The organism is Bradyrhizobium sp. AC87j1, assembly GCF_002936975.1.
Taxonomy (GTDB): Bacteria; Pseudomonadota; Alphaproteobacteria; order Rhizobiales; family Xanthobacteraceae; genus Bradyrhizobium; species Bradyrhizobium shewense.
Window position 1 is genome coordinate 1 of the sequence record NZ_PTFE01000107.1, and the last position, 23,944, is coordinate 23,944.

A 23,944-nucleotide genomic window follows, 5' to 3' on the forward strand; every position below is an offset into this window, starting at 1 on the left:
CGCTCGCGAACGCCAAGAACGATCAGGCCCGCGCCAAGGCCGAGGAGTTGAAGCAGAAGGCGGCGACCAAGGCCGCCGACGCGGCGACGCAGCTCGACGCCGCCAAGGCCGCCGCTCAGCCGAAGCGCGATGCCGTGGCCGCGACGAAGGAGGCCGCGAAGGCCACCGCGGCCAGGAAGGCCGACGCCGTGAAGGCAGCGACCGACGCAAAGCTCGCGGGTGAGCCGGTCTCGGTCTACATCAGCCGCTCGACGCAGAAGCTCTACGTGCGGCGAAACACGCATAAGCCAGCACCCGATGGCGGCGGCGAAGTGTTCGACACCAGCATCGAAGTCCCCGTCACGATCCGCAATCCCGAGCAGCCGATCGGCACGCATATCTTCACGGCGATGGCGAAGTCCGCTACGGGCCTGCGCTGGAGCGTGGTCACGATCGAAAACGGCGACGAGGCGAGGAATGCGCTCGACCGCATCACCATCCCGCAGGACGTCTGGGATCGCATCGGGCCGACCGCGTTGCCGCGCTCCTCGATCATCATCTCGGACGAGCCGCTGAGCGCCGAGACCAATTACCGGACCGAATTCGTCGCGGTGTTAAGCGACCAGCCGCAAGGCGGCTTCATCACGCGCAAGCCGACCGCACCTGCCATGATCGCCAGCGATGACGGCTGGGACAATGGCGGTAACGGTTTCGGCTTCTTCTACCAGCGTGACCCCTACGTACAGCCGGCCAATCCCCGCCGGCAACGCGGCCAGTACCAATATTATCAGTCGACACAGCCGATGCAGGGAAGCTGGTGGTAGGACGCGGGATAGCCGCCCGGACGGCCTGCAGCTACGGACGCGCTTCGATCACCACAGCCTGAATCTTGCCCTCGACCGGGCCGGCGCCATGACGCGCCCGGATCGTCTCGGCGACGATGTCGGTCGCGGCCTGAAGCTTGCTGGCATCCCTTGCTTCGATCTCGCTTCGCAGCGGCGTGCCCTGGCAAAGGGCGAGCGCGACATATTCGGGCGATGGCGCGCGGCTTGTTTCAGATCGCGTCTCGATCGAGATGTCGCGAAAGCCGGCACGTTCGAGGTCGGTTCTGATGATGGCCTTGTCGTGATAGCCGTGGGGCGTGCGGACCATGAAGCGCGGCGGGTCGTCGGGAAACAGTTTTCCGAGCGCGACTGTCGCTTCATGCGTCAGCACATTGTCCTCGATCCGATCCCAGACGTTGAACACGAACGTGCCGTCCGGCTTCAGGACGTGCTTCACTTCCGCGTAAGCTTTGGTGCGGTCCGGAAAGAACATCGCGCCGAACTGGCAGCAGACCACGTCGAACTCGGCATCACCGAAGGGCAGGGCCGATGCATCCGCCTGGCGCCAGCTGATGCGGTCATCGTCCGCCTGACGCTGCGCAGCGACCGCGAGCATGGGCTCGTTGAGGTCGGTTGCAACGTAACGGATGCCGCGCGGCAGCGCCGCCGCCACGGCGCGCGTCACTGCGCCTGTGCCCGCGGCGATCTCGAGCAGCACGGAAGGCGAGCGGGCGGCGATGCGTCTTGCGATGTCCTCCGCATAGACGGAGAAGATCATCGGGACCAGATACTCGTCGTAGATTTTCGGAATCGAGCCGGCGAAAACCTTGTCAGTGTCGGACATGATTGCCTCGCTGAAGGTTCGGACACCAAGTTTACCATGGTTTGCCGGCCAATGCGCCTGCCCAGCCGGCGACCGATCCTACGATTTCCCGCCACCGACCTCGCGGATCGGCCGCGTGCCGTCCCAGCTCATCGCGGCTTGCCGGACCTTCTCGAAGAACGGCCCCTTGGTGCCGCTGATGTCCGAGATCTCGATCACCGTGCCCGGATGGTCCTGCGTGTCGAAATAGGCAAAGCGTCCCTTGTCGCCGCCGATCTGGCCCTCATGGCCGATCCTGTAGCCGAGCCCGATCGCCTTGTCGTAGAGGGCCTGATAGTCGTGACTCCAGTAGGACATGTGCTGGAGGCCTTCGTGCCCGGCATTAAGAAACTCCTTGTACAGCGACGGCGCGTCGTTGCGCTGCTGGATCAGCTCGATCTGGAGGTCGCCGGAATTTGCCAGCGCAATGCTCATCTCCACGGCGGAGTCCCGGCCGCGGTGGCGAAACCAGTCGGTCTTGACGCGGTCCATGTAGTACCAGGGGCCGACACCCATCACCTCGATCCAGTGCTTCATCGCGGCGTGGATGTCCCTCACCACATATCCGTTCTGGCGCACCGCGCCGAAGATGCGGCTCATGCCCGCGCTCCTGTTCTCTGCCTATTCACTTGACCTCAATGCCTGCGTCCTTGGCAACCTGCTTCCAGGCCGCGATGTCGCGCGCGTTGAGATCGCGCTGCTCGTCGCCGGGGACGAATTGCGGGGTGATGCCGAGTGCCAGGAGCTTCTGCTTCACCACCTCGTCACCGAGCGCTTCCTTCAGGGCCGCCGAGAGCTTCTGTGCGATCGGCGGAGCGAGGCCCGCCGGCGCATACATCGCCCAGGACAAGCTACGATCGAACGGCACGCCCTGCTCCCCGTAGCTGGCGACATCGGACAGGCTCGGCGAGCGCTCGCCGCAGGCGGCCAGCGCCTTGATCGAACCGTCTTTCACCAACGGCGTTGCGGTGGCCATGTCGAGCGTTGCAAGGGAGATGTGGCCGCCGAGCAGGTCGCCGGCGAGTTTTGCGATGCCGTTGAACGGCACGTGGTCCATCTTGATGCCGGTCTGCTGCATCAGGATCTCCGCGCAGAATTGGCCGGTCGAGCCGACGCCCCAACTGCCGTACTGGATCGGCTCGCCCTTCTTGGCCAGAGCGACCAGGCCCTTGATGTCGTTGGCGGCAAAATTCTTGGTCGCAACCAGCATGATCGAGGAGGTGCCGACGCGACCGATGGTCGTGAAATCCTTGATCGGATCGTAGGGCAGTTTTGGATAGATCGCGGGGGCCAGCACATGCGTGGTCATGCCGCCGACGGTGATGGTGTAGCCGTCATTCGCGGACGTTGCGACCATCTGCGTGCCGAGCGTGCCGGCTGCACCGGTGTGGTTCTCGATATAGATGCTCTGTCCGAGCGTCTTGCCCATCCTGTCCGCGAGCAGCCGGCCGACCACGTCACCGCCGCCGCCCGCTGCATAGGGCAGCAACATCCTGATCCTGTGGCTGGGGTAGGCGGCCGGATCCTCTGCCCGTGCCGGCAGGGCCGTGAACCACAATGCGAACAATGAGAGCGTGATGGTGCGCAGCTTCATGATGTTTCCCCCTAATCTTCGAAACGAAATCTGTAGGCATCGCCGTGCCTGACCACGCGTCCCGCGGTCGGTGCCGGAAAATGGCCGGTGAGCAGATAGCTCGGCGTATCCGCGAGCTCTTCCAGCAACGCCATGCGCGTTGCCAGCGCCGCAGCCGGATCTACATCGGCGGCGTTGGAGAGCCACGGCGCGGCGCACTGGATCGGATGATGGATGACGTCGCCAGACATCACCGCGTGATCGTGGCCGCCGTTGAGGTGGATCTGCATGTTGCCGGCGGTGTGCCCAGGTGCCGGCGCAAAGCGCAAGGCAGCGTCGCGGTCGCCAAACAGGCGATGATCTGTCTCGACGAATTCGGCGAGGCCGGCCGCCACCACCGGCAGCACGGAATCCTCGAACGAGCCGTGGTTCACCGGGCTCCTCGGCGCCGCATTTTGCGCGGCTTCGAAGTGGCGATATTCGGCCCGCCCCATCAGATAGCGCGCATTGGGGAAGGTCGGCACCCAGCGGCCGTCGATCAGCCGCGTGTTCCAGCCGACATGATCGACATGCAGATGCGTGCACATCACGAAGTCGACCTCTTCAGGCGCAACGCCCAGCGCCTGCATGTTCTGCAGATAAGGCTGGTCGAGGTTGTTCCACGCCGGCACGCGCGGCCGCTTCTTGTGATTGCCGCAGCAGGTGTCGACGATCGCGGTCCAGCGCGGCGTGCGGACCAGATAGGAGTGATGGCTGAGGATGAAGCGGCCGGTCTGCGGCTCGATGTAGCGGTGATCGAGCCAGCTCCGGTTTTCCGCGATCACCTCGTCGGTGACGTTGGCGAACAGCCAGCTCTTGCCGAAGGCAAGCGAAGGGATCTCGCTGACGAGATCGACCCGCATGCTGCCGATCCTCACCTGTCGCATTGATCAGTTCTTCAAGAGATCGCCGAACGGCACCCAGCGCGTGCCGTCGAAACGGATCAGCTGCAGGCTCGTCATCGGCGTAAAGCGCTCGGGCGAGTTGCTCACCGCGGTGCCGTTGATCAGCATCGGCAGCTTCACGTCCTTCATGGTGGTCGCCTGCTTCATCACGTTGGCGCGGGTGAGGTCGTTGCCGGAGGCCTTCAGCACCGTCACCAGCGTCTGCGCGATGGTGTAGCCGTAGACGTTGAGCCAGTCGCTCCTGTTGGCGTCCGGCATGTACTTGTCCATGAACGCCAGCCATTCCCGGTAGCCGGGGTCATCCTTGTTGGCGGGGTCGGTGGCGTCCTTCAGATATTGGCTGGAGATGACGCCGGTGGAATTGTCCTTGCCGGCCGGCTCCAGCACCCCGCTGATCGAAGCCGAGACGTTGGAGATGATGGTGACCGGCTTCCAGCCGATCTCGCCGATCTTGCGGATCGCCTGCGCGGCAAATTTCGGCGTCGCCGCCACCAGCACGACGTCAGCGCCTGCGGTCTTCAGTTGCAGGATCTGCGTGTCGACGGTCGGCGCCGAGGTCTCATAGGCCGCGCGCGCGACGATCGCCTCGCCGCTGCCGAGGCCTTCCTCCAGCGCCTTCAGGTAATCCTTGCCGAGATCGTCGTTCTGGTAGAGCACGCCGATCTTCGCATTGGCATGGCTCGCCCTGATGAACTTCGCGTAGGCGATCGCCTCGTCGCGATAGGTCGGCTGCCAGCCGACGGTCCACGGAAAGTTCTTGGGATCGTCCCACTTCGCCGCGCCCGAGCCCAAAAAGAGCTGCGGCACCTTGCGGTCGTTGAGATATTTGTGCACGGCGCTGTTGGTCGGCGTGCCGACGCCGCCGAAGATCAGCAGCACCTCCTCGCTCTCGACCAGCCGCCGGGTCTGCTCCACCGTCTTCGGCGGGCTATAGGCATCGTCAGCGATAATCATCTGGACGCGTCGGCCGTTGACACCGCCGTCGTCGTTCACCTTGCGGAAATAGGCCTCAGCCGATTTCGCGATCTGCGCAAACGCCGATACCGGGCCGCTCAGCGGTGCGGTGGTGCCGATCTTGACGGTCCTGTCGTCGGCGCCGGGATCGTATTTGCTTTGGGCAGAGGCGGCGCTGCTTGCGAGCAGCGGCAACAGGATGCAGGCCGCACGAAGGCGGGCAAAGCGCGCCATGACGTCGTCTCCCCAAATTGCTCTCCGCCTCTCGAGGAGCGGAGTTGAAACGCGAGAACAGCGCCCGCAAGCGGGCTTGCGGGCCGCGACCGTTGCCGCCAGCCTGGTAAACGAACGATCGTTCGTACGGTTGACTAGCGAACGATCGTTCGTTAGTCAAGCCGACATGGCTGTCCACACCTCCAGCGCGGCGGAAGCCGCTGCGCCCACGACCCGTGAGCGCATCCTCACCGAAGCGCTCGACCTGTTCGCGCAGAGCGGCTATGGCGGCGCCTCGATGCGCGAGCTCGCGCGCCGTGTCGGCATCCGCGAGAGCAGCCTCTACAATCATTTCCCCGGCAAGGCCGCGATCCTGGAGGCGATCGTCAGCGAGCATGGCCCGGCGAGCTCGGCGAGCCGGCTTGAGGAGCAGCGCTACAAGCAGCTCGCGCGGCAGCCTGCAGCGTTCTGCCGGCAGTTTGCGCTCGACCTCGTCGAGCAATGGTCCGATCCGCGCGAGCACCAGTTTCAGAAGGTCATCACCGCCGAGCGTAACCGCGTGCCCGGCATCCGCGCCAAGTTCGCCGATCATTTCTACGCGCGCGAGCAGACCATGATGACGGACTATTTTCGTGGCTTTGCGCTCGCCGGCCTGGTCAAGACGCCGGACCCGCGCGAGACCGCGCGGCTGTTCGCGGCCGGCCTGATCTACATCCGCCTCGAGCATTACGTGATGGGCGCATCACCTTCGCCGCGGCCCAAGGTGATCGAGGCGATCGACCGCTATCTCGCCTTCTTCCTGTCGCTGATCGCGGCAGGCGAGGACACCGACAACAAGAAACGAAAAACCAAGGGAGAGAACCGTGGCAAGGCTGCCCCTGATTGATCCGGAGACGACGAGCGGCGACGTCCGCGCCTCGTTCGACCGTATGCCGGTCAAGCTCAATATCTTTCGCATGATGGCCCATGCCGAGGCCAACATGATCCCGGCGATGCGGCTCGGCAATTCGATCCTGCATAAGCAGAAGCTCTCGGCCGTCAACCGCGAGCTCCTGATCCTTCAAGCCGCCCAGTTAGAGGGCGGCGCCTATGAATGGCGCCAGCATGTTCCGATCGCGCTCGGCGTCGGCTGCACGCAAGCGCAGGTCGACGCCGTCGAGCGCGCAGATTACGACGCCGCCGCGCTGAGCGAGGCCGAGCGTGCGCTGCTCAAGTTTGGCCGCGAGGTCGTCGAGAACGTCCGCGTTCCCGAGGCGACCTTCGCCGCTGCTCGCGCGCATTTCAGCGATCAGGAGATCGTGGAATCCATCGTCGCGCTCGGCTTCTACATGATGATGGCGCGCCTGACCGAGGCGACCGAAACCGATCTCGATCCCGCGGCCGGCATGACGGTCTATGACGGCGGCAAGAAATAGGCGGTCGCGATGACGGAAACCGACAACAAGCCGGAGCGCTATGTTCGTCCGCCGAGCGCGGAATCGCTCGGTGAGGCGCCGCGCAGGGGGCGGCTGAAAGGCCGCCGTATCCTGATCGTCGGCGGCGGCCAGCGCGTGTTCGATGCCGCCACCGATCCGATCGGCAACGGCCGTGCCATGAGCATTTTGTGCGCACGCGAGGGCGCGAAGGTCGCGGTGGCTGATCTCAACCGCACCTCCGCTCAGCAGACCGTCAAGCAGATCACCGATGAGGGCGGCGAAGGGTTTGCGATCGAGGCCGACGTGACATCCGAGGCCGACGTCCAGCGCATGATCGAGGAAGCCCATCGCGCCATGGGCGGCCTCGACGGCATGGTGCTGAACATCGGCACCTTCGGCAAGACCGGGCTCGATAACGTCAGCCCCGAGGAGTGGAACAGGATCTACGACGTCAATGTCCGCGGCCCCATGCTGTGCTGCCGCGCCGCGCTGCCGAGATTCGACGATGGCGGTGCCATCGTCTTCATCTCCTCGATCGCCGCGCTGAAGGCGGGATCGCAGATGGCGGTGTACGATTCCTCGAAAGCCGCGCTCGGTGGCCTGATGCGCAACATCGCTCATCTCGGCTCGCGCCGCGGCATTCGCGCCAACCTCGTCTATCCCGGCCTCGTCGACACCCCGAACGGCCGCGAAGCCGGTGCCGGCCGTCCCAACCGCGGCAAGGGCCACGTCCCGTTCGGCCGCCAGGCCACGGCCTGGGAGATCGCCTATGCGGTGCTGTTCTTCCTGTCGGACGAGAGTGTCTACATCACCGCGCAGACGCTGGCGGTCGATAGTGGCCTGAGCGGGATGTGAGGCCTGTAGCCCGGATGGAGCGAAAGCGTAATCCGGGACCGCTGCCTCATCGCGCGAGTTGACCCGGATTGCGCTGCGCTCCGTCCGGGCTACGGACTTGCGCGTCCTTATCGCGCGCGCGATCGCGCGCGACAGAGCAGATGATCGAGCGAGATGTTGCCGGGCCCGTGAGCCATGATGCCGAGCGCCATCGCCGCCCAGGTGAGGTGGATCGGCCAGCCGTCGGGCACCGTGAGCTCGACGATGACAGTCATGAACAGCAGCCCGAGCGCGGCCAACCGGGTGCCTAGTCCGAGCACCAGCAGGATCGGGAACATGATCTCGCCGGAGCCTGAAAGGAACGCCATCACGGTCGGTGCCGGAAAGTGATAGGGCCCGCCGGGCAGATGTAGCATGAATTCGTCGCTGAACAGCGTCACCGCGGTGTCGTTCAGCCTGAGGAAGCCCGCCCATTTGAGCATGCCCGAGCGCCAGAACGGCACCGCCAGCGCGACGCGCAGCACGAGCTGGACGAGCGACGGCGTCGCAAGCGTCTGGATCAGACGATTGGCCCTGTCGACGAGCAGCCAGGGCGACGGCAGTCCGCTTTCGGTGGTCATGTGCTGGTCCGTGATCATGATGGGTCTCCGCAAGCGAGCGAGATGAAGGCGCCGGCTTCGATCAGCCCGGCGATGTTCGCGGCGATGTCGAATTCGGGCGCAGCGGCCAGAGCCGACGCCGCGGCCTCGCCGAGAGGCCGCCCCGAGATCAGCCCGTCCGCGAAGACCGCTCCGCCGGGCGGGAGGCGGCGCACGGTGACGTCGAATTCGGGCCGTGTGATCAGGGCGTCCTCCGGCGTCGAGGCATCGATGCGCAGAAGCGGTGCACCGTCGCGATTGGCCGCAAAGATCGTCACGGCCGCGTATTGCGAGCGCAGGCATCGCGTCGCCGGATGCGGAACGAACGTCAAATTGGCCAAACGGTCGGACGTGACCGCCGACAGCCGGTCCGCCGGCAGCGGGACGGCATCGCGAGCATGGTAGCAGTCGAGCCAGGCCCGCTCGATGCGCGCGACGTCGGCGAGAAAGGGCATATCTTGCGCATGCTCATAGGCTGCGATGAACTCCGGAAAGTCGCGGCCATACTCGAACAGCAGCGGCGAGGTCGGCGGATTGCTGCGAACATGGAAGCGCGCCATGGCGCGGAAGAACTCGGCGCCGGTGATGCGTTGCACCGCCGGGTAGACCGCCGCCAGCGCGTCGATCAGGCTGACGGTGACGTTGTTGCGGTAGACATCGTAGCGTCGGCCGGCCGCCTTGCCGTTCGGGCCGGTCACGATCGCAGGCGTGCTGCGCGTGGGATCCAACAGCGCCGGTGCGAACGCGGCGGCGTAGGACAGACCAGGTTCAGGCGGCATGACGCTCTCCTGCCATTGCTGTGGATTGATGACGGTCGAGGATCGCCTGTGCGGCAAGGGCTTCCGCTTGCAGCACCGGCCAGTCCGGAATTTTGCTGTCCCATTCGACCAGCGTCGGCACCGCGCCGCGGCGCCGGATGACGATCTCATAGAGCTTCCAGACGGCGTCCGCGACTGGGCCGTCATGGCTGTCGATCAACAGCAGATAGCCTTCGTCGTCGGCCTGCTCGGCATGGCCCGCAAGATGAATTTCCTGGACATGCGACAGCGGGAAGTCCGCGAGGTAGTCGAGCGCCGAATAGCCCTGATTGGTGGCGGAGATGAACACGTTGTTGACGTCGAGCAGCAGCCCGCAGCCGGTGCGCTCGGCAATGGCGCGGATAAACTCGGTCTCGCGCATCGAGGATTCGCGGAAGGCGACATAGGTCGAGGGGTTCTCCAGCAGCAGCGGACGGCGGATCGCCTCCTGCACCTGGTCGATATGGTCGCAGACGCAAGCCAGCGTCGCTTCGGTATAGGGCAGTGGCAACAGATCGTTGAAGAAATTGGTCTCATGGGTCGACCACGCCAGATGCTCGGAGACCAGCGCCGGCTGATAGCGTGCGACCAGGCCGCGGAAGCGCGCCAGATGCGCCTTGTCGAGCGGCCGCGGTCCGCCGATCGACATGCAGACGCCATGCAGCGACAGGGGATGGTCGCGCCGGATCGCTTCCAGCGCGCGATGCGGCGGACCGCCTGCGCCCATGTAGTTCTCGGCGTGAACTTCGAAGAAGCCACGCCGAGGTCCGGCCTCGAGGATTGCGGGCAGATGCTCGGGCTTGAAGCTCGTCCCGGCAACGCCGCCGATGGGCGTTGCGAAGCGGAGCGGCATGGCTGCTGGTCGGGTCGGTTGAATCACCGTGCTCATCGTGCTGCTCCGTTCGTGCTCGCCGGCGACGTCGCGTCTGCCGTCAGACCGGCTTGAGCGAACCCTTCTTGCCGCCCGGCAGCTCGATGCTGGTGCAGGTGCCGCCCTGCACGAACTTCCAGGCGTTGCCCTGGAAATCGACGGTCGAGGTGCCCTGGCAGGTCGTGCCCGGTCCTGCCGCACAGTCGTTCTGGCCCTTCAGCGCGACGCCGAAGCACTTTTCCTTCTTGGCGGCGACGGCAGCCTCGCCCTCGGCCTTGGTCAGCGGCCCGGCGGCGGCGAGGGTCGCGAGCGCGGTCGAGACCGCGCCGGCGAGGACGAGCGAGGTGACAGCATGTTTGGCAGACATCGAGATTCTCCTGTTCGAGATGGCATCGCCTGGCAGGCGATGGCGCATGGTCTCCTTCGTTGCGCGCGCAGCCCGCGTTACGGCGAGACTGCTCACGAACCCGTGAGACCGTTTGGATCGGGCGCACCGCCGGTGCGCTTGGGCCGCCATTAGCGGGCAAGCGTCCGCCCAAGGCCAATGCCTTGGGTCTATCGAGACGGTAGCCACCGGGCATTGGCGGCGCGCGTCCATTTTCTGCCAGACGTAACGGGCGAGCGCCGGCGGCGTAGAGCTGTCAGTGGCTCGTATGGACCGGCAGGCGAAGACAGCGATGAAGGTTGATCCCGAACGACGGCTTCATGCGCTCGCTGGGCTAACGGTCAGCATCCGCCTTGCGGTGTCCGCGCTGGTCCTCGCTGCGATCCTGCTGACGGCCGCGCTCTCCAACCTGTTGTGGTGGCGCACGGCGGAGGCGACCAGCCGCCAACTCGCCGCGACCATCAACGAGCAGATCGTTGCGGCGGTGCGCAAGGAGGTCTCGGCCATCGTCGACGAGGCGCGCGCCGCGCACACCGCGATCCGCACGCTGTTCCTGCAGAACGTGCTCGACACCCGCGAGGCCGACAAGCGGGAATTCGTGTTCCTGTCGCAATTGCAGTCGCAGGCGACGATTTCCTGGGTCGCCTTCGGCTGGCCCGACGGCTCCTTCTTCGCCGCGCACAAGCTCGGCGATCGCCGCCTGGAGATGATGGAGATCTCGCTGACCGATCATCCGGGGCAGCGCCGCGTCGATGAATATGACGTGGTGCCCGGCGACATCGAATTCGCCAATCGCCGGTTCGAGCCGAGCGGATTTCATGTCGCCGATCAAGCCTGGTTCAAGGCCGGGCTGACCGCGGATGAGCCGCAATGGTTCAGGGTGATTGACCATGCGACCGGCGAGCGGCCGTCGATCGCGTTCGCGGGGCCGATCGACGTCTATCAGGAGCGGCAAGGCGTTCTGGCGGTCATCATCGAATACACGAGGCTTGCGCGTTTCCTGTCGCAGCTCGAGGTCGGGCGCACGGGGACTGCCTTCATCGTTGACGGAAGCGGCGAGCTCGTCGCGGCGCCGGACAAGGAGGCCGACGAGCTCCATCCGGCGCGCGGCGACACGACGCTGCTGCCGCTGGCGCGCGCTGCGCTCGACAAGGCGGGCGAGGACGGCCGCAAGGAGGCCTGGCGAAGCCGGCTCACCTCCGGCGGCGCGGCCTACGAGGTTGCGCTGACGCCGCTGCCGTTCCCCGGCTGGTCGCTCGCCACCGTGATTCCGGAGGCCGAATTTCTCGGGCCGGTCGAGACGACGTTGCACCGCCTGATCCTCGGTCTCGCCATCGGCGCCGTGCTCGCGGCGCTGGCCTCGGCGATGCTGGCGCGGTCCGTCATCGCCGCGCCGCTGTCGCGTGTCGTCGGCGAGCTTCGCCATGTCGAATCCTTCGCGCTGGAGCAGGTCCGCCGCCACCCCTCGCGGCTCAAGGAAATCGCGAGCCTGTCGGGAGCGATCGCCGAGATGGCGGCCGGATTGTCGGCCTTCCGCAAATTCATCCCGGCCGATCTGGTCCGTGGCCTGTTGCGCCAGGGCGTCGAGGCAAAGCCCGGCGGCAGTGTCCAGGAGCTCAGCGTGATGTTCATCGACATTGCCGGCTTCACCGGGCTGTCCGAGCGGCTGGGCGATCGCGTGGTGCCGCTGCTGTCGCGCTATCTCGACGTCACCTCGGAGATCATCGTTGCCAATGGCGGCACCATCGACAAGTTCATCGGCGATGCCGTGATGGCGTTCTGGGGTGCGCCGCAGCCGCAAGGCGATCACGCCGCGCGATGCTGCCGCGCGGCGCTCGCCTGTCGCAGGGCGATCGAAGAGTCCGGTTTGGCCGACGATCTCGGCCAGCCGATCCAGATCCGGATCGGCATCAATTCGGGCCGCATGCTGGTCGGCAATATCGGCTCGGAGCTGCGGCTGAACTACACCGTGATCGGCGATGCCGTGAACGTCGCCAGCCGGCTCGAAGGCGCCAACAAAGTCTATGGCACGCAGATACTGATCGGCGAGGCCACCGAACGTCTGGCGCGCGGCGCCGTCGTCACGCGCGAGGTCGATAGTATCGCGGTCTACGGCCGGGAGGAGGGATTCTCTGTTTACGAGCTGATCGGGATCGTGGACGGGGACGCCATAGACGGCGAGGCGATCGGCTGGATCGAGGATTACGAGCGCGGCCTTGCCTCCTATCGCGCGCGGCGGTTTGCCGATGCGCTCGCCGATTTCGAGGTTGTGCTGAAACGGCGCGGCCACGATCGTCCCGCCGAGCTGATGCGCGAGCGTTGCCGGCAGCTCGCTGCAGCTGCGCCCGATCTCGCCTGGCATGGCGTGGCGGCACTGACCTCGAAATAGCGGCGTCGGAGTCCGGGACACCCGGCGCACCAATCACGGCGTCCGCGCATCCGACGGGCCAGGCCCTTGAACTCGCCGGGCGTCTATAGTAAGGGTCTGGCCGGGTCTGCAGTTCACCCAGGCGTCACCGTCCCGCGAGGGAAGCTAAACCTGCAAGGCTAAATCGAATCGACACCAAACCTCGTGCCGCGTCGTAAGCCGGTGACCTCCGACAATCCATCTGTGGATCGGCACATCGAGGATTGGTCATGACCAGAACCCCCGTTGAATTCGTTGCGGGCGACATCTCCGCGCTCGCGAAATCCCTGCGCGCCCAGCTTCTGGAGCGCACGTCACCACCCGGTCACGTCGAGCTGCTCAACATTCTTGCGCGTGCGACGGGGCACAGGAACTATCAGCATTTCCGCGCGCGTGCGGTCGGCACTGCCGTGGATGATCGCGGCACGCCGGCACCACAAGTCGATGCGGTCGATTTCAAGCGCGTGCAGCGCGCCGCGCGCCATTTCGACGACCACGGCAGGCTGTTGCGCTGGCCGGCCCGCCACAGCCTGCAGCAGTTGAGCCTCTGGGTGTTGTGGGCCGGCTTCCCGCCGCGGAGCAATCTGGCCGAGGCGGAAGTGAAGACGCTGCTGAATCGTCAGCACGCTTTCGCCGACGATGCCTTGCTCCGCCGCGCGCTGTGCGATCACGGCCTGGTCTCCCGCACGGCCGACGGGCGCGCGTATCGCAGGATCGAGCGTCGGCCGCCGACGGAGGCGGCAGCGCTTCTGCGCCATCTCAAGGCCGGTGCATCCGGACGATTGGAAGCTGCGACATGACCGCAAATCCGGACGCATTGCCGCCCGCCGGGCGAACGCGCTTCCCTGCACCGCCATCGCATCGAGGACCGCCATGAAGGCAACACTGCTCAGATCTGAAGACTATACCCGCTCGCCCTGGAAGAACGGCGGCGGCATCTTCACTGATATCGCGGACGCTTATCGGGCCGATGCGCCGCAGAAGAATTGGGATAGCCTGCTCTGGCGTTTTGCGAGCACGCCGATCGTGGCGCCCGGTCCCTTCTCCCATATGCCGGGCATCGACCGCTTGCAGATGGTGGTCGGTGGGCGCGGGCTGGTGCTCAAGGCTCCGGGCCAGGAATTCGACGAGCGTGAACCTTTTACGACGGTACGCTTCACCGGCGAGCTCGAGATCGTGACGGAGCTTCACGCCGGGCCGGTCGAGGTCGTCAACCTGATGGCGCGGCGCGGCGCCGTGGAGATCGAGCTCGAAGCGCTCAGGGAAGCCGGCGATCGATCGTTGCCTGCCGGCACGCATCTGGTCTACGCACCGCACGGCGATTGCCGCATCCGCCTCGATGGAGAGGATCTTGCCATCCCCGGCAACGGCACGCTCAGGATCGAATTGGCCGAGACATCGAAGCTCGCGCTCGTTTCGGGTCCGGTGGTGCTGGGGTCGATCCGGATCGTCGGCTAAGGGAGCGACAGCCCCGACGGGCCGATGCGCACAATCCATGCAACTGGCTAGGTTGACGCGGCGGAGCCGGGGCACGATATCTGCCCTGATGCAGACCGCCGTGAAGGGCAGGATATGACCGCGCAAGACAACCACGCCCCCGCCACGCAAGTCGACGGTGTCGTCGACTGGCTGACCAACGGCACGCGCGATGAGCGCTTCATCGACAATATCTTCGCGCAGATGTCCATCCGGCTGCAGCAGGCAGGCATTCCGCTCAAGCGGGCGACGCTTCACGTCCAGATCAATCATCCGCAATGGCTCGGCGCCCGGATGATTTGGTCCGACGGAATGACTGGGGCGGAGATCGCACGGGTGGATTACGACGTCCGTGAGCGGTCCGAGTATATCGGCAGTCCCGCCAACGAGATTCATGATGGTGCCGCCGAGGTGCGGGAGAGGCTCGAGCAGGATTCATCTCTCGGCCGCAAGCACGCTCTCTACAACGAGATGCGGACGCTGGGCCTGACCGACTACGTCGCTTGGCCGCTGTACCACACGCTCGGCAAGCGGCACATCGTCACCTTTGCCACCGACCGACCCGGTGGTTTCGATCCGGCGCATATCGCAGCGCTCAAGAAGGTCCTGCCGGTGCTGGCGCTGGTCAGCGAGATCCGCATCAAGAACCGGCTGGCGCGCACCCTGCTCGAGACCTATGTCGGCTCCCATGCCGGCGAGCTCATCTTGGCCGGCGCCACCAGGCGCGGCACCGGCACGACCGTGCGCGCCGCGATCATGATCTGCGACCTCAGGGATTTCACCAAGATCTCCGACAATTGGCCGCGCGACGACGTCATCGACCTGCTCAACGATTATTTCGACGCGATGTCCGAGCCGATCGCGCGGCACGGCGGCGAGATCCTGAAATTCATCGGCGACGGCTTGCTCGCCATCTTCCCGCTTCATGAGCCCGATGCCTGCGCGAACCTGCTCCATGCCGTGACCGAGGCCCGTCAGGCCATGACAGCGCTGAACGAGCGGAACCGTGCGACCAGCCGCGCGCCGCTGAACTACGGCATCGGCGTCCATGTCGGCGACGTCATGTACGGCAATATCGGCTCGACCAGCCGGCTCGACTTCACGGTGATCGGCCCCGCCGTCAACATGGCCTCCCGCCTCGAAGCCCTCACCAAGCAGCTCGGACGAACGGTGCTGCTGTCACGCGACTTTGCGGAGCTGGTGGAGGAGAAGTTCGAGCTGGAGCACGTCGGCAAGCACGAGGTGCGGGGCTTCAGCGATCCGATCGAGCTGTTCGCGTATCACGGGTAGGGCGACTGCCCCACCCAGGACGAATTGCCAGCGGCGATCTATTTGCGGTTCGCTCCGGTGGAGCTGAGTTCGGCATCGCCTGCTGGCCGTCCTGGGTTTGCCAGGGATCAGACAGCCCGGCTCGCGGTCCAGGGGGCGGAGGTCGAGCCGAGGCCGCCATTCGCCGGAACTGTGAGACCCGGTGCAGGCCAAGGCCCTGGGGTGGCACCCTCGTAACGCCTACGCGGACCAACGATCCTGCTCTTCCTGGTGCGCGTGCTCGTTCAGGCGTTCGGCGATCTGGTCCGCAATCTTGTCCGACTCCGCCGAGGCGACGGGCTCGCCCTTGCGTGTCCTGAGCTTGTCCTTGTCAGCCTCGATCGGGAAGTCGTCAGGCTTCAGTCCGTCATCCTTGCTCATGGCGCGCCTCACCGTGTCTGATGTCGGAAGAACACGTCTGAAGGCTGATCGTTGCTTGGACGAGTGAAAACTCTCGACCGACGAATGGACGGGCGGCTCGCGTTTAGACACTGTCAGCACGATCCTGGTGTCAGGTGCCGCCGACAGCCTTGGGAAGCCCCTATTGCCGATGCAGGATTGTACGAATAGGCTTCCGCCCCGAAGACCTCAAACGGTCTTTTAAATTGGCCGCACCTTCATGCCCAAATTCCTTCGCATCGGAGTCCTTCAGTCCAACGTATCCGGCTACACGTCGAAGGCGTGGTGCGTTCGGCGCGTCGGCTCGGCGGTGTTCCTGAAGTGGGGTGCCGTTGAGGTGCAGGGCGCCGGCGATGGACGAAGGGTCTACTGGACGCGATTGCCGCAGGAGAAGACAGTTCGCTGCGGCACGACGCAGCGCGCCCAGGACTACGCCAAAGCCGCCATCGCCCGGCGCCGCAGCCACCGCTACGAACCGCTGGCCGGACCGATCGCGCTCCGGCGCCGATCCGCCGAGCGGAGCGCGGAACTCAAGCAGGCACTCGCCACCATCCTGATCGTCGATATCGTTCGCTCGACCGAAAAGGCGGCAAAGCTCGGCGATGCGCGTTGGACCAAGGTCATGGGCCACTATTACGCGGCCGTGCGCAAGGAGCTGAAGAGTACGCGTGGCAAGGAAGTGGTGACGACCGGCGACGGCGTGCTGGCGACATTCAAGGCGCCGGCTTCCGGCGTCCGCTGCGCGACCGCGATTCAAAAGGCTGTGCGCACGCTGGGGCTCGACATCAGGGTCGGGCTGCATGCGGGCGAGTACAGCGTGAGCGGGGGCGAGATGGTCGGTCTCGCGTTTCACATCGGCACGCGCGTTGCCGCCAAAGCCCGCGCCGGCGAAGTCCTGGTCTCGAGCGCGGTCAAGGACCTGATGGCGCAGTCGGAGATCCGCTTCAGGGATCACGGCGTGCATCAGCTCAAGGGCGTGCCGGAGCGGTGGCGGCTGTTTCGGGTGGAGGATTGAAGGGATTGAGGGCCTATCTGTTCGGATGGGTCCGGTCGCATTTGGGGCATCGTCCGTCCGCGGCGGCGGCGAGTTGGCGGCCGATCTCTTCCCTGAGCGCGTCTGCCTCGAAGGCCGTGCCGTCGCTCCTGAGGATTCGCTTGGCGCGTTCGTAGGCATGGCTCTCGGCGGCGTCGTCGCCCACGCGGACGATCACCTCATCGTGGAAAGGGCAGACCGTGGTCGCGCGGGTGGTTTCGAGCGCGTAGCGCACCACTGCGGTCAGATCGTCGACGTTGGCGGATATCATGGCTGCTCTCCTGATCGTGGCGGTCCCGAGTGGCCTGTTTCCCGCGGAGGGTCATACACTCGGCCGTGTCGGGGTCAGGCGACAAGGGGGACGTCAATCAGCCCCGGCTTCCTTGAAAGCGCCGAGGCCGATTGCGTGTTCTGTTCAGGGCTGCGCCATTTCAACCCGCGGTTCTTGCCCTGGTTCCATCGAAGCCGCTTGTCCGGAGCCGGCTCCCTGGTCGCGGTCGGTCAGTCCCCGTCTTGCGAAGCGGTGCCCGGAGTGCCTAGGAGTCCGGGCTCCGCTTCGTTCGGCACCGGAGCAGGAGCGGCCGATGTCATGCAGAGCATAGGCGTGAGCAGGCCCTTTGCATTGACCCATCTCAAACACGGGCAGGGCCCCTAAGGAATCATCCGCAATTTCGCCGGCCGCGGTTCGGGCGCATGAATAAAGACATGCAGCGCCAGATCCTCTTCAGGTGCCCGCGCACCGGCATAAACGTCCAGCATCGGATCGATGACGAGCGGCCCGAGAGTTCCGAGCCGGCGGACAGTTATGTGTCCGTGAGGTGCCCGGCCTGCATGTCGCTGCACTTCGTCAACAGCACCACCGGCAAGCTGCTGGGTGAGCGAGGCCGGCAGCCTGTCTCCATGTCGCGTTCCGCCTGATCGGCTCGTGTCGATTGTGCAGCGACGTGGCAGGCGGGCAGCCGTCAATGGATCGCCGCGTACATGATGGCTTCCTCGGTCGCTTCCAGCGCGGAAAACTCCTCGACGACCTTGCCTTGTCTGCAAACCAGGATGCGGTCCGACAGCGCCATGATCTCGGGCAGGTAGGAGGAGATCACGACCACCGCCTTGCCTTTGTCGGCCAGCGAATTGATCAGCTCGTGAATCTCGACGATGGCTCCGACGTCGACGCCTCGCGTCGGTTCGTCGAATATGATCAGCTCCGGATCCTGGATCAGCGATTTGGCGATCACGACCTTCTGCTGGTTGCCGCCGGACAATTCGACGACCTTGGCCTCGTCGCCGATGGCGCGCACCTTGAGGCGCTCGATCCAGGACTTTCCGGTTGACGTGCTTTCGCGTCGTGACAGCCAGGTGCGTCCCTTGGGAAACTTGGCGAGCAGGCCGAGATAGATGTTGCGCGCAATGGATGCGGTCTCGAAGAATCCTTCGACCTTGCGATCCTCGGTCACGTAGGCAATGCCGGCCTGCACCGCCGGCGCGGGGACGCGGTAGCGTACCGGCTTGTCCTCGAGGATCACCTCGCCGCCGTGGAAGAAGTCGCGCTTCATGACGCCTGCGACAATCTTGAATGTCTCGGTGCGCCCCGCGCCGACGAGGCCGAAGACGCCGGTGATCTGGCCTGCAAACACCGACAGCGAATTGTTCTTCACCATCGGCGCCATCTTCAGGTTCTGCACCGTCAGCACCCGCTTGCCCGAAGGCCGCACCGTCGGCTTGCGCGCGCCGTAGAGCGTGTTGGAGAGATCCCGCCCCACCATCGCCTGGACGATGCGGGCCCGATCGAAGCGGGAGGCGTCGTCGGTCACGACATGCTTGCCGTCGCGCAGCACCGTGATGCGGTCGGCGAGCAGCAGCGCCTCTTCGAGGGCATGCGAGATGAAGATGATCGAGACCCCGCGCTTCTTCAGGTCCTTGACCAGATCGAAGAAGTATTTCTTCTCCTCCGGCGTCAGCGTCGCCGTCGGCTCGTCAAAGATGATCACCTTGGCCTTGTGCAGGACCGCGCGTGCGATCTCGACCATCTGCTTTTTGGCCGCCCCTAACCCGCCGACTGTCGCCGTCGGCGTCACGTCGAAATTGAGCGATTGCAGGAATTGCTGGGCCGCGATGTAGATGCCGCGCAGGCGGTTGTAGAATTTCTCCTGACCGAGAAACAGGTTCTGCGCCACCGTCATCGTCGGCACCAGGCTGTTCTCCTGGAACACCATCGCGATGCCGAGGTTGCGCGCCTCCAGCGGAGTCCTTGGGGTGACGTCGACGCCGTCGACGGTCATGCCGCCGGAGGTCAGCGTCACGACGCCGGCCATGACCTTGGTCAACGTCGATTTTCCCGCGCCGTTTTCTCCGACCAGGGCGTGGATTTCGCCGCGCCGCAAGTCGAAATCGACACCTTCGATGGCGGGCACGCCGGCGTAGAGCTTGGTCGCCTTCGACAGCGACAGGACGAGGTCGTTCATGCGCGGGCCTCCTCGCCGAGGGAGGCCAGCGGCAGCCTGATGACGCGGCCGGGGCCCTTTGCGATCATGACGAGGTCGTTGCCGGCTTCCACGGCGGCGACGATGCCGTGGTTGACGCCGTCGGCACGGCTGTGGAGCGAATAGCGCGGAAGGCCATCGGCTCCGAGCCGGATGACGAGACCGTATGATCGCGGCGGCGCCCAGGGCTTCATCACGCCCATGGTCTTGATGTGGGCGCCCTGCAACGGCTCCTTGAAGGAGTTGCCGGAGCGCAGACGCGGCGCCACCCAGAACTCCGGGTCGATCTCCGCGATCATGCGGCGGCGATAGCCCGGCTCGCGGAGCACGAACTCGACCAGCTGGGTGCGCGCGGTGAATGCGGTGAGCCAGAAGCCGCCGCCGCTCGCCGGCGAAAGCCGGGACGGATAGACGGGCAGGTGACGCAGCAGATCCTTGCGGCTTCCGTCCGGCGCGATCGAGACCAGGCGATGCCGCCAGCTTTCGCTGACGAGCACCGCGTCGTTGCTAGCGATGGCGCCGAAAGCGTAACCCAATCCGGCGGCAAGCTCTCTGATTGTGCCCGTCTTCGGATCGAGCCGCAGGACCCGGCCGGTTCTGCCGAGCTCCATCAGGTCGCGCGCCCAGTCGCCGACATCGTGCAACGACGATCCGTCGGTCGCGATCAACGTCCCGTCGGCCGCGGGAGCCAGCGCATTGACGGTGTGCAGCCCTTGCGTAAAGGCTGCCCTGGGCGTCTCGGCCGCCGCGTTGTCATAGAGCCGGACCTCCGTGCCGCCGAGTGCGACGGCAAGGCCTCCACCGGGCAGGGATGCCAGCGCCGAGATCGGCCGCTCGAAGGTGCGGACCTTCGTTGTCGAGTTTCCGGTCAAACGCGTCAGACGTGCGCCGTCGGCAATGAGCAGCGACGTGCCCTCCGTGCAGAGATCCTCCGGCGCGTCGCATTCGAGCAGGATCTCCGCCTGCTCGAGCGCTTGGTTCGGCTTCAACGCCCCGTCGAACGACGGAACGGTGATGGCGGCCTCGCCGCGGCCGAGGAATCGGTTGGCGATTTCGCTGATAGCGGCGATCACGACGACTTCCCCCAGCGCTTGTCGTACTGCACGAAGTCGGGATCGGCGTTGTCGAGCTTGAAGCGGCCGATCCTGTTGTTGGCGATGCCGCCGAGATAGAGATAGCCGCGATGCTCCCGCATCGACGTGATCATGGGATGATTGAGGCCCTTGAGGTCCCAGAACGATTCTAGGATCTTGCCCTGCTCGTTGAACTTGACGACGCAGCCGGTGTTGATGTTCGGGAACAGCCATTCGTCGACCGGCACGCGCTTGGCCATGCGCCGGCGGAAGCCCGGCATCTTCCAGGCGAGATCCAGTGACGGGCTGCGCATGCCGACCAGCGCCAGCCAGTAATTGCCGTCCGAGGCAAGGTTGATGTTGTCAGGGTAGCCCGGCAGATTGTCCATGACGGTTTCGACGTCGCCCTTCTTGGGACCTGTGAACCAGTAGCGCTTGATCGAGCAGCCGAACGTCTCCGCGAACAGGATGGATTGCCCGTCGCTGGCGACCGCGACGCCGTTGGGGAATTTGAGGCCGCGCAGCGCGGTGTGGGTCGCGCCGGTCTTGGTATCGTAGCAGATGATGCGGCCGTTGCCGCGCGCTTCCAGCCCGTCGACCGGCCATTCGTCCATCTCGTAGCGAACCGTGGCCTCGGAGAAGAAGATCAATCCGTCGTCGGTGATGTCGAGATCGTCGGCGAGCCGGAGGCGACTGTCGTCGTTCACGGAGTAGATGCTGCGGTTGGTTTCGTCCGTGGCCTTTTCGACCGCGCCGTCGGGCGTGATGCGATAGAGGCCCATACCGCCGATGCAGACATAGAGATTGTCCTCTTTGTCGAACGCCATGCCGAGCGGCTGGCCGCCGATATGCGCGAACACTTCCATCCGCTCGTAATCGGGCGGAAAGAAGCGGATGATGTCTCCGTGCCGCGATCCGGCGTAAAGCACGTCGTTACGGTCGAGGATCACGTCCTCGGGCGCCTCGATCCGGCCGAGCCCAATCAGCGAGACGTCACGCAGCCTGTCGTTCTGCTCGAACGGCCCGCCGCTGCCGATCTCGGTCGGCGGCGGAGGCGGCAGCGCGTGATAGGTCGGCGCGACATAGACCTTGCTGATGATGCGGGTGCGGTTCTTCTGCCAGCGGATGTCGACCATTGCCGCCGCCAGCAGGATGGTCGCCAGCGCCATGCGGTTGACGCCGCCGCGCGCGTTCATGGCGGTCAGGCCGTTGGTGACGAGCAGGACGACGAGCACGCCGACCATGGATTTGACGACCGACCCCTTGCCGCCGCCGAGCGTGATGCCGCCGAGCACGGTCGCCGTCAGCACGATCACCTCTAAGCCGACACCAATATCGCCGCCGACCGTGCCGAGCCGGGCCGCGAAGAACAGCGCGCCGATGCTGGTCAGCACGCCGCTCGCGACATAGCAGAGCGCGATGGTGCGGCGGACGGGAATGCCGGAATTGTAGGCCGAGCGGCGCGAGCCGCCGATCGCCGTGATGTGCCAGCCCGGCCGCAAACGCGTCAGGAAGACGTGGCCGAAGATCGCGATCACGATGTAGACCAGGGCGACGCTGGGAATGCCGAACACGCTCCCGCCGCCGATGAAATCCCAGGACGGAATGTCCGGGAAGGCCGACGCGATGGCGTTGGAATAGCGCTGGATCAGCAGATCGTAGGCCGAGCGGTAGATGATCAGCGTGATCAGCGTGGTGATGAAGGCGCGCAGCCTGAGATACCCGATCAGCACGCCGTTCACCGCGCCGAGCAGCCCGCCGACGATCATGGTGACCACCACCACGGCGGGGACCGGCCAATTGAGCACGTCGAGCAGATAGAGCGCGCAGAAATCCGTCAGGGCGAAGATTGAGCCGACCGAGAGATCGATGCCGCCGACGATGACGACGAGCGCCATGCCAAGACCGATGAACCCGATCTCGCCGGCCTGCCGCGCGGTATCGGCGAGGCTCGATGCGGACAGGAAGTGCTCGAGCGAGCGGCTGAGCGCGAAGCCGACGATCAGCAGCAGGATCACCGGAATGGCAGTTTCGGTCCAGCGTTTGGACAGGATCTCGCCGAGGAGATGGTCCGGCCAGTAGCGATATCGGAGCCTCGTCAGTGTCTCGCGCATCTGCCTTCCGCTGATTCCATGAGCAAGGTTGCGCGTTCCGCACCCGGAGGGACGGAACGCGCAGCTTTAGTGTGCGATCACTTCTTGAGATCGGAGAGATTCCAGCACGCCGTCTGGGTGTCGGCGTTTTCTTTCGTGATCGGGATCAGCGTGGTGTATTCCGAGCCCTTGACCGAACCCGGCTTGGCGCCCGACGACAACAGCCATTTGATCGTGCCGGCCATTTGCGCGGCCTGTGTCGGCACGTCGTAGCTCATGTTGAGATCGAACGAGCCGTTCTTCACCAGCTCGCACGCACCCTTGCGCTCGCCGCCGCCTGAGGTCGCCAGGAACACCTTGCCGGTCAGGCCGGCTTCCTTGATCGCGGCGGCGGTGCCGATGTCCATGCCGTCCCAGAAGCCGACGATGCCGCAAAGATCCGGGTTCTGCTTCAGCACCGTCTGGGTGATCGCCTTGGCCTTGGCGGCATCCCAATCGGCGGCCTGGCTGGAAACGACCTTGATCTCGGGATGCTTGGCGAGGATGTTTTCGACGCCCTTGAGCGTGTAGGCGCTGGCCGCCGCGGAGAGCGCGCCCTGGATGATGGCGATCTTGTTGGACTTGCCCTGGCAGGCCTTCACCACGCCCTCGGTCTGGCGCTCGCCGATCTCGATCCAGTTGGCACCGACGAAAGCCGAGCTGCGATAGGCCGAGCCCATGTTGATCTGGATGACGTAGATGCCTTCGTTCTCGGCGCGCTGCAGCAGCTTGGCGTAGGTCTGCACGTCGGGATTGTGGATCACCATCACCGCCGGCTTCTCCGAGATCAGCGAGGTGACGGCTTGCGCGCCGGCATTCGTATTCCAGTTGGGATCGCGAATCACGAACTTGACGCCGAACGGCTCGAGCTCCTTCTTGAGGCCGGCGTACCAGCCTTCCGTCAGGTCGAAGTTCATCGCGACCGGCACGTAGGCGACGGTCTTGCCGGCGAGCGCTTCGCGGAAAGGCTTCTGGAACGGCTCGTCGAGGCCCTGCTGGGCGAGGGCCGGAGCCGTGCTGGCTGAAAGCGCCAATGCGGCGATACTTCCAAGCGCAAACTTATGAACGCTGGCCATTGTCTTCCTCCTTGTTGGATACGCGTTTTTTCAGGCAGATCAGATGTCGCCCTGTTGGGCCGTTTCTTCGTTTCGTGGGTTGAGCAGCGTGTCCGTGATCACCGCGATCAGGAGCACCAGGCCCTTGATGAGGTTTTGGCCAGCATAGGGGATGTTGAGGATCGTCATTCCGTTCAGCATCGTTCCGATCAGGAGCGTGCCGATGATGACGTTGACGACCCCGCCGCGCCCGCCCGACAGGCCGATGCCGCCGAGCACGACGACGAGGATGACG

24 protein-coding genes and 2 pseudogenes are annotated in these 23,944 nt (G+C 65.2%); 10 read left to right on the top strand and 16 right to left on the bottom strand.

Annotated features, from left to right (window positions below; genetic code table 11):
- Window positions 1–803: pseudogene (locus tag CV770_RS34455) on the top strand (L,D-transpeptidase); the annotation flags it as partial.
- Between the two features lie 31 nt (window positions 804–834).
- On the opposite strand, the gene CV770_RS34460 reads toward CV770_RS34455, so the two are convergent.
- The 5 genes from CV770_RS34460 to CV770_RS34480 all read right to left on the bottom strand — a co-directional run bounded on the left by CV770_RS34460 (window position 835) and on the right by CV770_RS34480 (window position 5,370).
- Window positions 835–1,647 carry a class I SAM-dependent methyltransferase gene (locus tag CV770_RS34460; RefSeq protein ID WP_104465523.1) on the bottom strand — a complete coding sequence of 271 codons (813 nt, stop codon included), beginning with the start codon at window positions 1,645–1,647 and terminating at the stop codon, window positions 835–837.
- A 78-nt stretch (window positions 1,648–1,725) separates the two neighbouring features.
- Entirely contained in the window at window positions 1,726–2,265 is a 540-nt protein-coding gene (locus CV770_RS34465) for a VOC family protein (protein ID WP_104465524.1), read from the bottom strand.
- Window positions 2,266–2,290: 25 nt separating this feature from the next.
- On the bottom strand, window positions 2,291–3,259 hold the full coding sequence (locus CV770_RS34470) for a Bug family tripartite tricarboxylate transporter substrate binding protein (protein ID WP_104465525.1): 969 nt from the start codon (window positions 3,257–3,259) through the stop codon (window positions 2,291–2,293).
- 11 nt (window positions 3,260–3,270) lie between these two features.
- Window positions 3,271–4,164: an MBL fold metallo-hydrolase gene (locus tag CV770_RS34475; protein ID WP_104465526.1), complete on the bottom strand. Its 894-nt coding sequence runs from the start codon at window positions 4,162–4,164 to the stop codon at window positions 3,271–3,273.
- Between the two features lie 3 nt (window positions 4,165–4,167).
- A complete protein-coding gene (locus CV770_RS34480) occupies window positions 4,168–5,370 on the bottom strand; it encodes an ABC transporter substrate-binding protein (protein WP_104465527.1) in 1,203 nt (400 codons plus the stop codon).
- Window positions 5,371–5,536: 166 nt separating this feature from the next.
- On the opposite strand from CV770_RS34480, the gene CV770_RS34485 reads away from it, so the two are divergent.
- The 3 genes from CV770_RS34485 to CV770_RS34495 are packed head-to-tail and all read left to right on the top strand — an operon-like array spanning window position 5,537 to window position 7,619.
- On the top strand, window positions 5,537–6,235 hold the full coding sequence (locus tag CV770_RS34485) for a TetR/AcrR family transcriptional regulator (protein ID WP_104465528.1): 699 nt from the start codon (window positions 5,537–5,539) through the stop codon (window positions 6,233–6,235).
- Entirely contained in the window at window positions 6,213–6,764 is a 552-nt protein-coding gene (locus CV770_RS34490) for a carboxymuconolactone decarboxylase family protein (RefSeq protein ID WP_104465529.1), read from the top strand. The genes CV770_RS34485 and CV770_RS34490 overlap by 23 nt, the downstream gene beginning before the upstream one ends.
- A gap of 9 nt (window positions 6,765–6,773) precedes the next feature.
- Window positions 6,774–7,619, top strand: a complete 846-nt coding sequence (locus CV770_RS34495) for an SDR family NAD(P)-dependent oxidoreductase (RefSeq protein WP_104465530.1) — start codon at window positions 6,774–6,776, stop codon at window positions 7,617–7,619.
- A 107-nt stretch (window positions 7,620–7,726) separates the two neighbouring features.
- Here CV770_RS34495 and CV770_RS34500 read toward each other — a convergent pair whose 3' ends face one another.
- Genes CV770_RS34500 through CV770_RS34515 form a run of 4 tightly spaced genes read right to left on the bottom strand, consistent with a single transcriptional unit; the run spans window position 7,727 to window position 10,271 of the window.
- Window positions 7,727–8,236, bottom strand: a complete 510-nt coding sequence (locus tag CV770_RS34500; RefSeq protein WP_091956297.1) for a DoxX family protein — start codon at window positions 8,234–8,236, stop codon at window positions 7,727–7,729.
- Entirely contained in the window at window positions 8,233–9,015 is a 783-nt protein-coding gene (locus CV770_RS34505; RefSeq protein ID WP_104465531.1) for an HvfC/BufC N-terminal domain-containing protein, read from the bottom strand. The genes CV770_RS34500 and CV770_RS34505 overlap by 4 nt, the downstream gene beginning before the upstream one ends.
- Window positions 9,005–9,922 (bottom strand): MNIO family bufferin maturase, encoded by a 918-nt coding sequence (bufB, locus tag CV770_RS34510; RefSeq protein ID WP_104465532.1) that lies wholly within the window; start codon window positions 9,920–9,922, stop codon window positions 9,005–9,007. Before bufB ends, CV770_RS34505 begins: the two co-directional genes overlap by 11 nt.
- 43 nt (window positions 9,923–9,965) lie before the next feature.
- Window positions 9,966–10,271 carry a BufA1 family periplasmic bufferin-type metallophore gene (locus CV770_RS34515; RefSeq protein WP_091956294.1) on the bottom strand — a complete coding sequence of 102 codons (306 nt, stop codon included), beginning with the start codon at window positions 10,269–10,271 and terminating at the stop codon, window positions 9,966–9,968.
- Window positions 10,272–10,581: 310 nt separating this feature from the next.
- Between CV770_RS34515 and CV770_RS34520 the strand changes: the two genes are divergently transcribed.
- The 4 genes from CV770_RS34520 (at window position 10,582) to CV770_RS34535 (ending at window position 15,462) form a co-directional block, all read left to right on the top strand.
- Entirely contained in the window at window positions 10,582–12,678 is a 2,097-nt protein-coding gene (locus CV770_RS34520) for an adenylate/guanylate cyclase domain-containing protein (protein ID WP_104465540.1), read from the top strand.
- 248 nt (window positions 12,679–12,926) lie between these two features.
- Entirely contained in the window at window positions 12,927–13,496 is a 570-nt protein-coding gene (locus CV770_RS34525; protein ID WP_104465533.1) for a DUF2087 domain-containing protein, read from the top strand.
- A 73-nt stretch (window positions 13,497–13,569) separates the two neighbouring features.
- Complete coding sequence (locus CV770_RS34530) at window positions 13,570–14,154, top strand: HutD/Ves family protein (RefSeq protein WP_104465541.1); 585 nt, start codon at window positions 13,570–13,572, stop codon at window positions 14,152–14,154.
- Window positions 14,155–14,268: 114 nt separating this feature from the next.
- On the top strand, window positions 14,269–15,462 hold the full coding sequence (locus CV770_RS34535; protein WP_091956292.1) for an adenylate/guanylate cyclase domain-containing protein: 1,194 nt from the start codon (window positions 14,269–14,271) through the stop codon (window positions 15,460–15,462).
- Between the two features lie 219 nt (window positions 15,463–15,681).
- On the opposite strand, the gene CV770_RS34540 is transcribed toward CV770_RS34535, so the two are convergent.
- Window positions 15,682–15,861 (bottom strand): hypothetical protein, encoded by a 180-nt coding sequence (locus CV770_RS34540; RefSeq protein WP_104465534.1) that lies wholly within the window; start codon window positions 15,859–15,861, stop codon window positions 15,682–15,684.
- Window positions 15,862–16,099: 238 nt separating this feature from the next.
- Between CV770_RS34540 and CV770_RS34545 the strand changes: the two genes are divergently transcribed.
- Window positions 16,100–16,894, top strand: a complete 795-nt coding sequence (locus tag CV770_RS34545) for an adenylate/guanylate cyclase domain-containing protein (protein ID WP_028142246.1) — start codon at window positions 16,100–16,102, stop codon at window positions 16,892–16,894.
- A 13-nt stretch (window positions 16,895–16,907) separates the two neighbouring features.
- Here CV770_RS34545 and CV770_RS34550 read toward each other — a convergent pair whose 3' ends face one another.
- Complete coding sequence (locus CV770_RS34550; protein WP_104465535.1) at window positions 16,908–17,183, bottom strand: hypothetical protein; 276 nt, start codon at window positions 17,181–17,183, stop codon at window positions 16,908–16,910.
- Window positions 17,184–17,605: 422 nt separating this feature from the next.
- On the opposite strand from CV770_RS34550, the gene CV770_RS34555 reads away from it, so the two are divergent.
- Window positions 17,606–17,830, top strand: a complete 225-nt coding sequence (locus tag CV770_RS34555) for an alkylmercury lyase family protein (RefSeq protein ID WP_245453942.1) — start codon at window positions 17,606–17,608, stop codon at window positions 17,828–17,830.
- A gap of 44 nt (window positions 17,831–17,874) precedes the next feature.
- On the opposite strand, the gene CV770_RS34560 is transcribed toward CV770_RS34555, so the two are convergent.
- The 5 genes and pseudogenes from CV770_RS34560 to CV770_RS34580 form a co-directional block, all read right to left on the bottom strand.
- Complete coding sequence (locus tag CV770_RS34560; protein WP_104465536.1) at window positions 17,875–19,371, bottom strand: sugar ABC transporter ATP-binding protein; 1,497 nt, start codon at window positions 19,369–19,371, stop codon at window positions 17,875–17,877.
- On the bottom strand, window positions 19,368–20,462 hold the full coding sequence (locus CV770_RS34565; RefSeq protein WP_104465537.1) for a hypothetical protein: 1,095 nt from the start codon (window positions 20,460–20,462) through the stop codon (window positions 19,368–19,370). The genes CV770_RS34560 and CV770_RS34565 overlap by 4 nt, the downstream gene beginning before the upstream one ends.
- Complete coding sequence (locus tag CV770_RS34570; protein ID WP_104465538.1) at window positions 20,459–22,576, bottom strand: ABC transporter permease; 2,118 nt, start codon at window positions 22,574–22,576, stop codon at window positions 20,459–20,461. The genes CV770_RS34565 and CV770_RS34570 overlap by 4 nt, the downstream gene beginning before the upstream one ends.
- 77 nt (window positions 22,577–22,653) lie before the next feature.
- A complete protein-coding gene (locus CV770_RS34575; RefSeq protein WP_104465539.1) occupies window positions 22,654–23,670 on the bottom strand; it encodes a sugar ABC transporter substrate-binding protein in 1,017 nt (338 codons plus the stop codon).
- A 39-nt stretch (window positions 23,671–23,709) separates the two neighbouring features.
- Window positions 23,710–23,944, bottom strand: a pseudogene (locus CV770_RS34580) (ABC transporter permease); the annotation flags it as partial.

Coding starts and splice junctions, on each gene's coding strand:
- CV770_RS34500 (WP_091956297.1), bottom strand. CDS start 8,236: ATGATCACGGACCAGCACATGACCACCGAAAGCGGACTGCCGTCGCCC.
- CV770_RS34575 (WP_104465539.1), bottom strand. CDS start 23,670: ATGGCCAGCGTTCATAAGTTTGCGCTTGGAAGTATCGCCGCATTGGCG.
- CV770_RS34525 (WP_104465533.1), top strand. CDS start 12,927: ATGACCAGAACCCCCGTTGAATTCGTTGCGGGCGACATCTCCGCGCTC.
- CV770_RS34530 (WP_104465541.1), top strand. CDS start 13,570: ATGAAGGCAACACTGCTCAGATCTGAAGACTATACCCGCTCGCCCTGG.
- CV770_RS34560 (WP_104465536.1), bottom strand. CDS start 19,371: ATGAACGACCTCGTCCTGTCGCTGTCGAAGGCGACCAAGCTCTACGCC.
- CV770_RS34475 (WP_104465526.1), bottom strand. CDS start 4,164: ATGCGACAGGTGAGGATCGGCAGCATGCGGGTCGATCTCGTCAGCGAG.
- CV770_RS34470 (WP_104465525.1), bottom strand. CDS start 3,259: ATGAAGCTGCGCACCATCACGCTCTCATTGTTCGCATTGTGGTTCACG.
- CV770_RS34460 (WP_104465523.1), bottom strand. CDS start 1,647: ATGTCCGACACTGACAAGGTTTTCGCCGGCTCGATTCCGAAAATCTAC.
- CV770_RS34545 (WP_028142246.1), top strand. CDS start 16,100: ATGCCCAAATTCCTTCGCATCGGAGTCCTTCAGTCCAACGTATCCGGC.
- CV770_RS34480 (WP_104465527.1), bottom strand. CDS start 5,370: ATGGCGCGCTTTGCCCGCCTTCGTGCGGCCTGCATCCTGTTGCCGCTG.
- CV770_RS34555 (WP_245453942.1), top strand. CDS start 17,606: ATGAATAAAGACATGCAGCGCCAGATCCTCTTCAGGTGCCCGCGCACC.
- CV770_RS34520 (WP_104465540.1), top strand. CDS start 10,582: ATGAAGGTTGATCCCGAACGACGGCTTCATGCGCTCGCTGGGCTAACG.
- CV770_RS34515 (WP_091956294.1), bottom strand. CDS start 10,271: ATGTCTGCCAAACATGCTGTCACCTCGCTCGTCCTCGCCGGCGCGGTC.
- CV770_RS34570 (WP_104465538.1), bottom strand. CDS start 22,576: ATGCGCGAGACACTGACGAGGCTCCGATATCGCTACTGGCCGGACCAT.
- CV770_RS34535 (WP_091956292.1), top strand. CDS start 14,269: ATGACCGCGCAAGACAACCACGCCCCCGCCACGCAAGTCGACGGTGTC.
- CV770_RS34550 (WP_104465535.1), bottom strand. CDS start 17,183: ATGATATCCGCCAACGTCGACGATCTGACCGCAGTGGTGCGCTACGCG.
- CV770_RS34495 (WP_104465530.1), top strand. CDS start 6,774: ATGACGGAAACCGACAACAAGCCGGAGCGCTATGTTCGTCCGCCGAGC.
- CV770_RS34485 (WP_104465528.1), top strand. CDS start 5,537: ATGGCTGTCCACACCTCCAGCGCGGCGGAAGCCGCTGCGCCCACGACC.
- CV770_RS34465 (WP_104465524.1), bottom strand. CDS start 2,265: ATGAGCCGCATCTTCGGCGCGGTGCGCCAGAACGGATATGTGGTGAGG.
- bufB (WP_104465532.1), bottom strand. CDS start 9,922: ATGAGCACGGTGATTCAACCGACCCGACCAGCAGCCATGCCGCTCCGC.
- CV770_RS34540 (WP_104465534.1), bottom strand. CDS start 15,861: ATGAGCAAGGATGACGGACTGAAGCCTGACGACTTCCCGATCGAGGCT.
- CV770_RS34505 (WP_104465531.1), bottom strand. CDS start 9,015: ATGCCGCCTGAACCTGGTCTGTCCTACGCCGCCGCGTTCGCACCGGCG.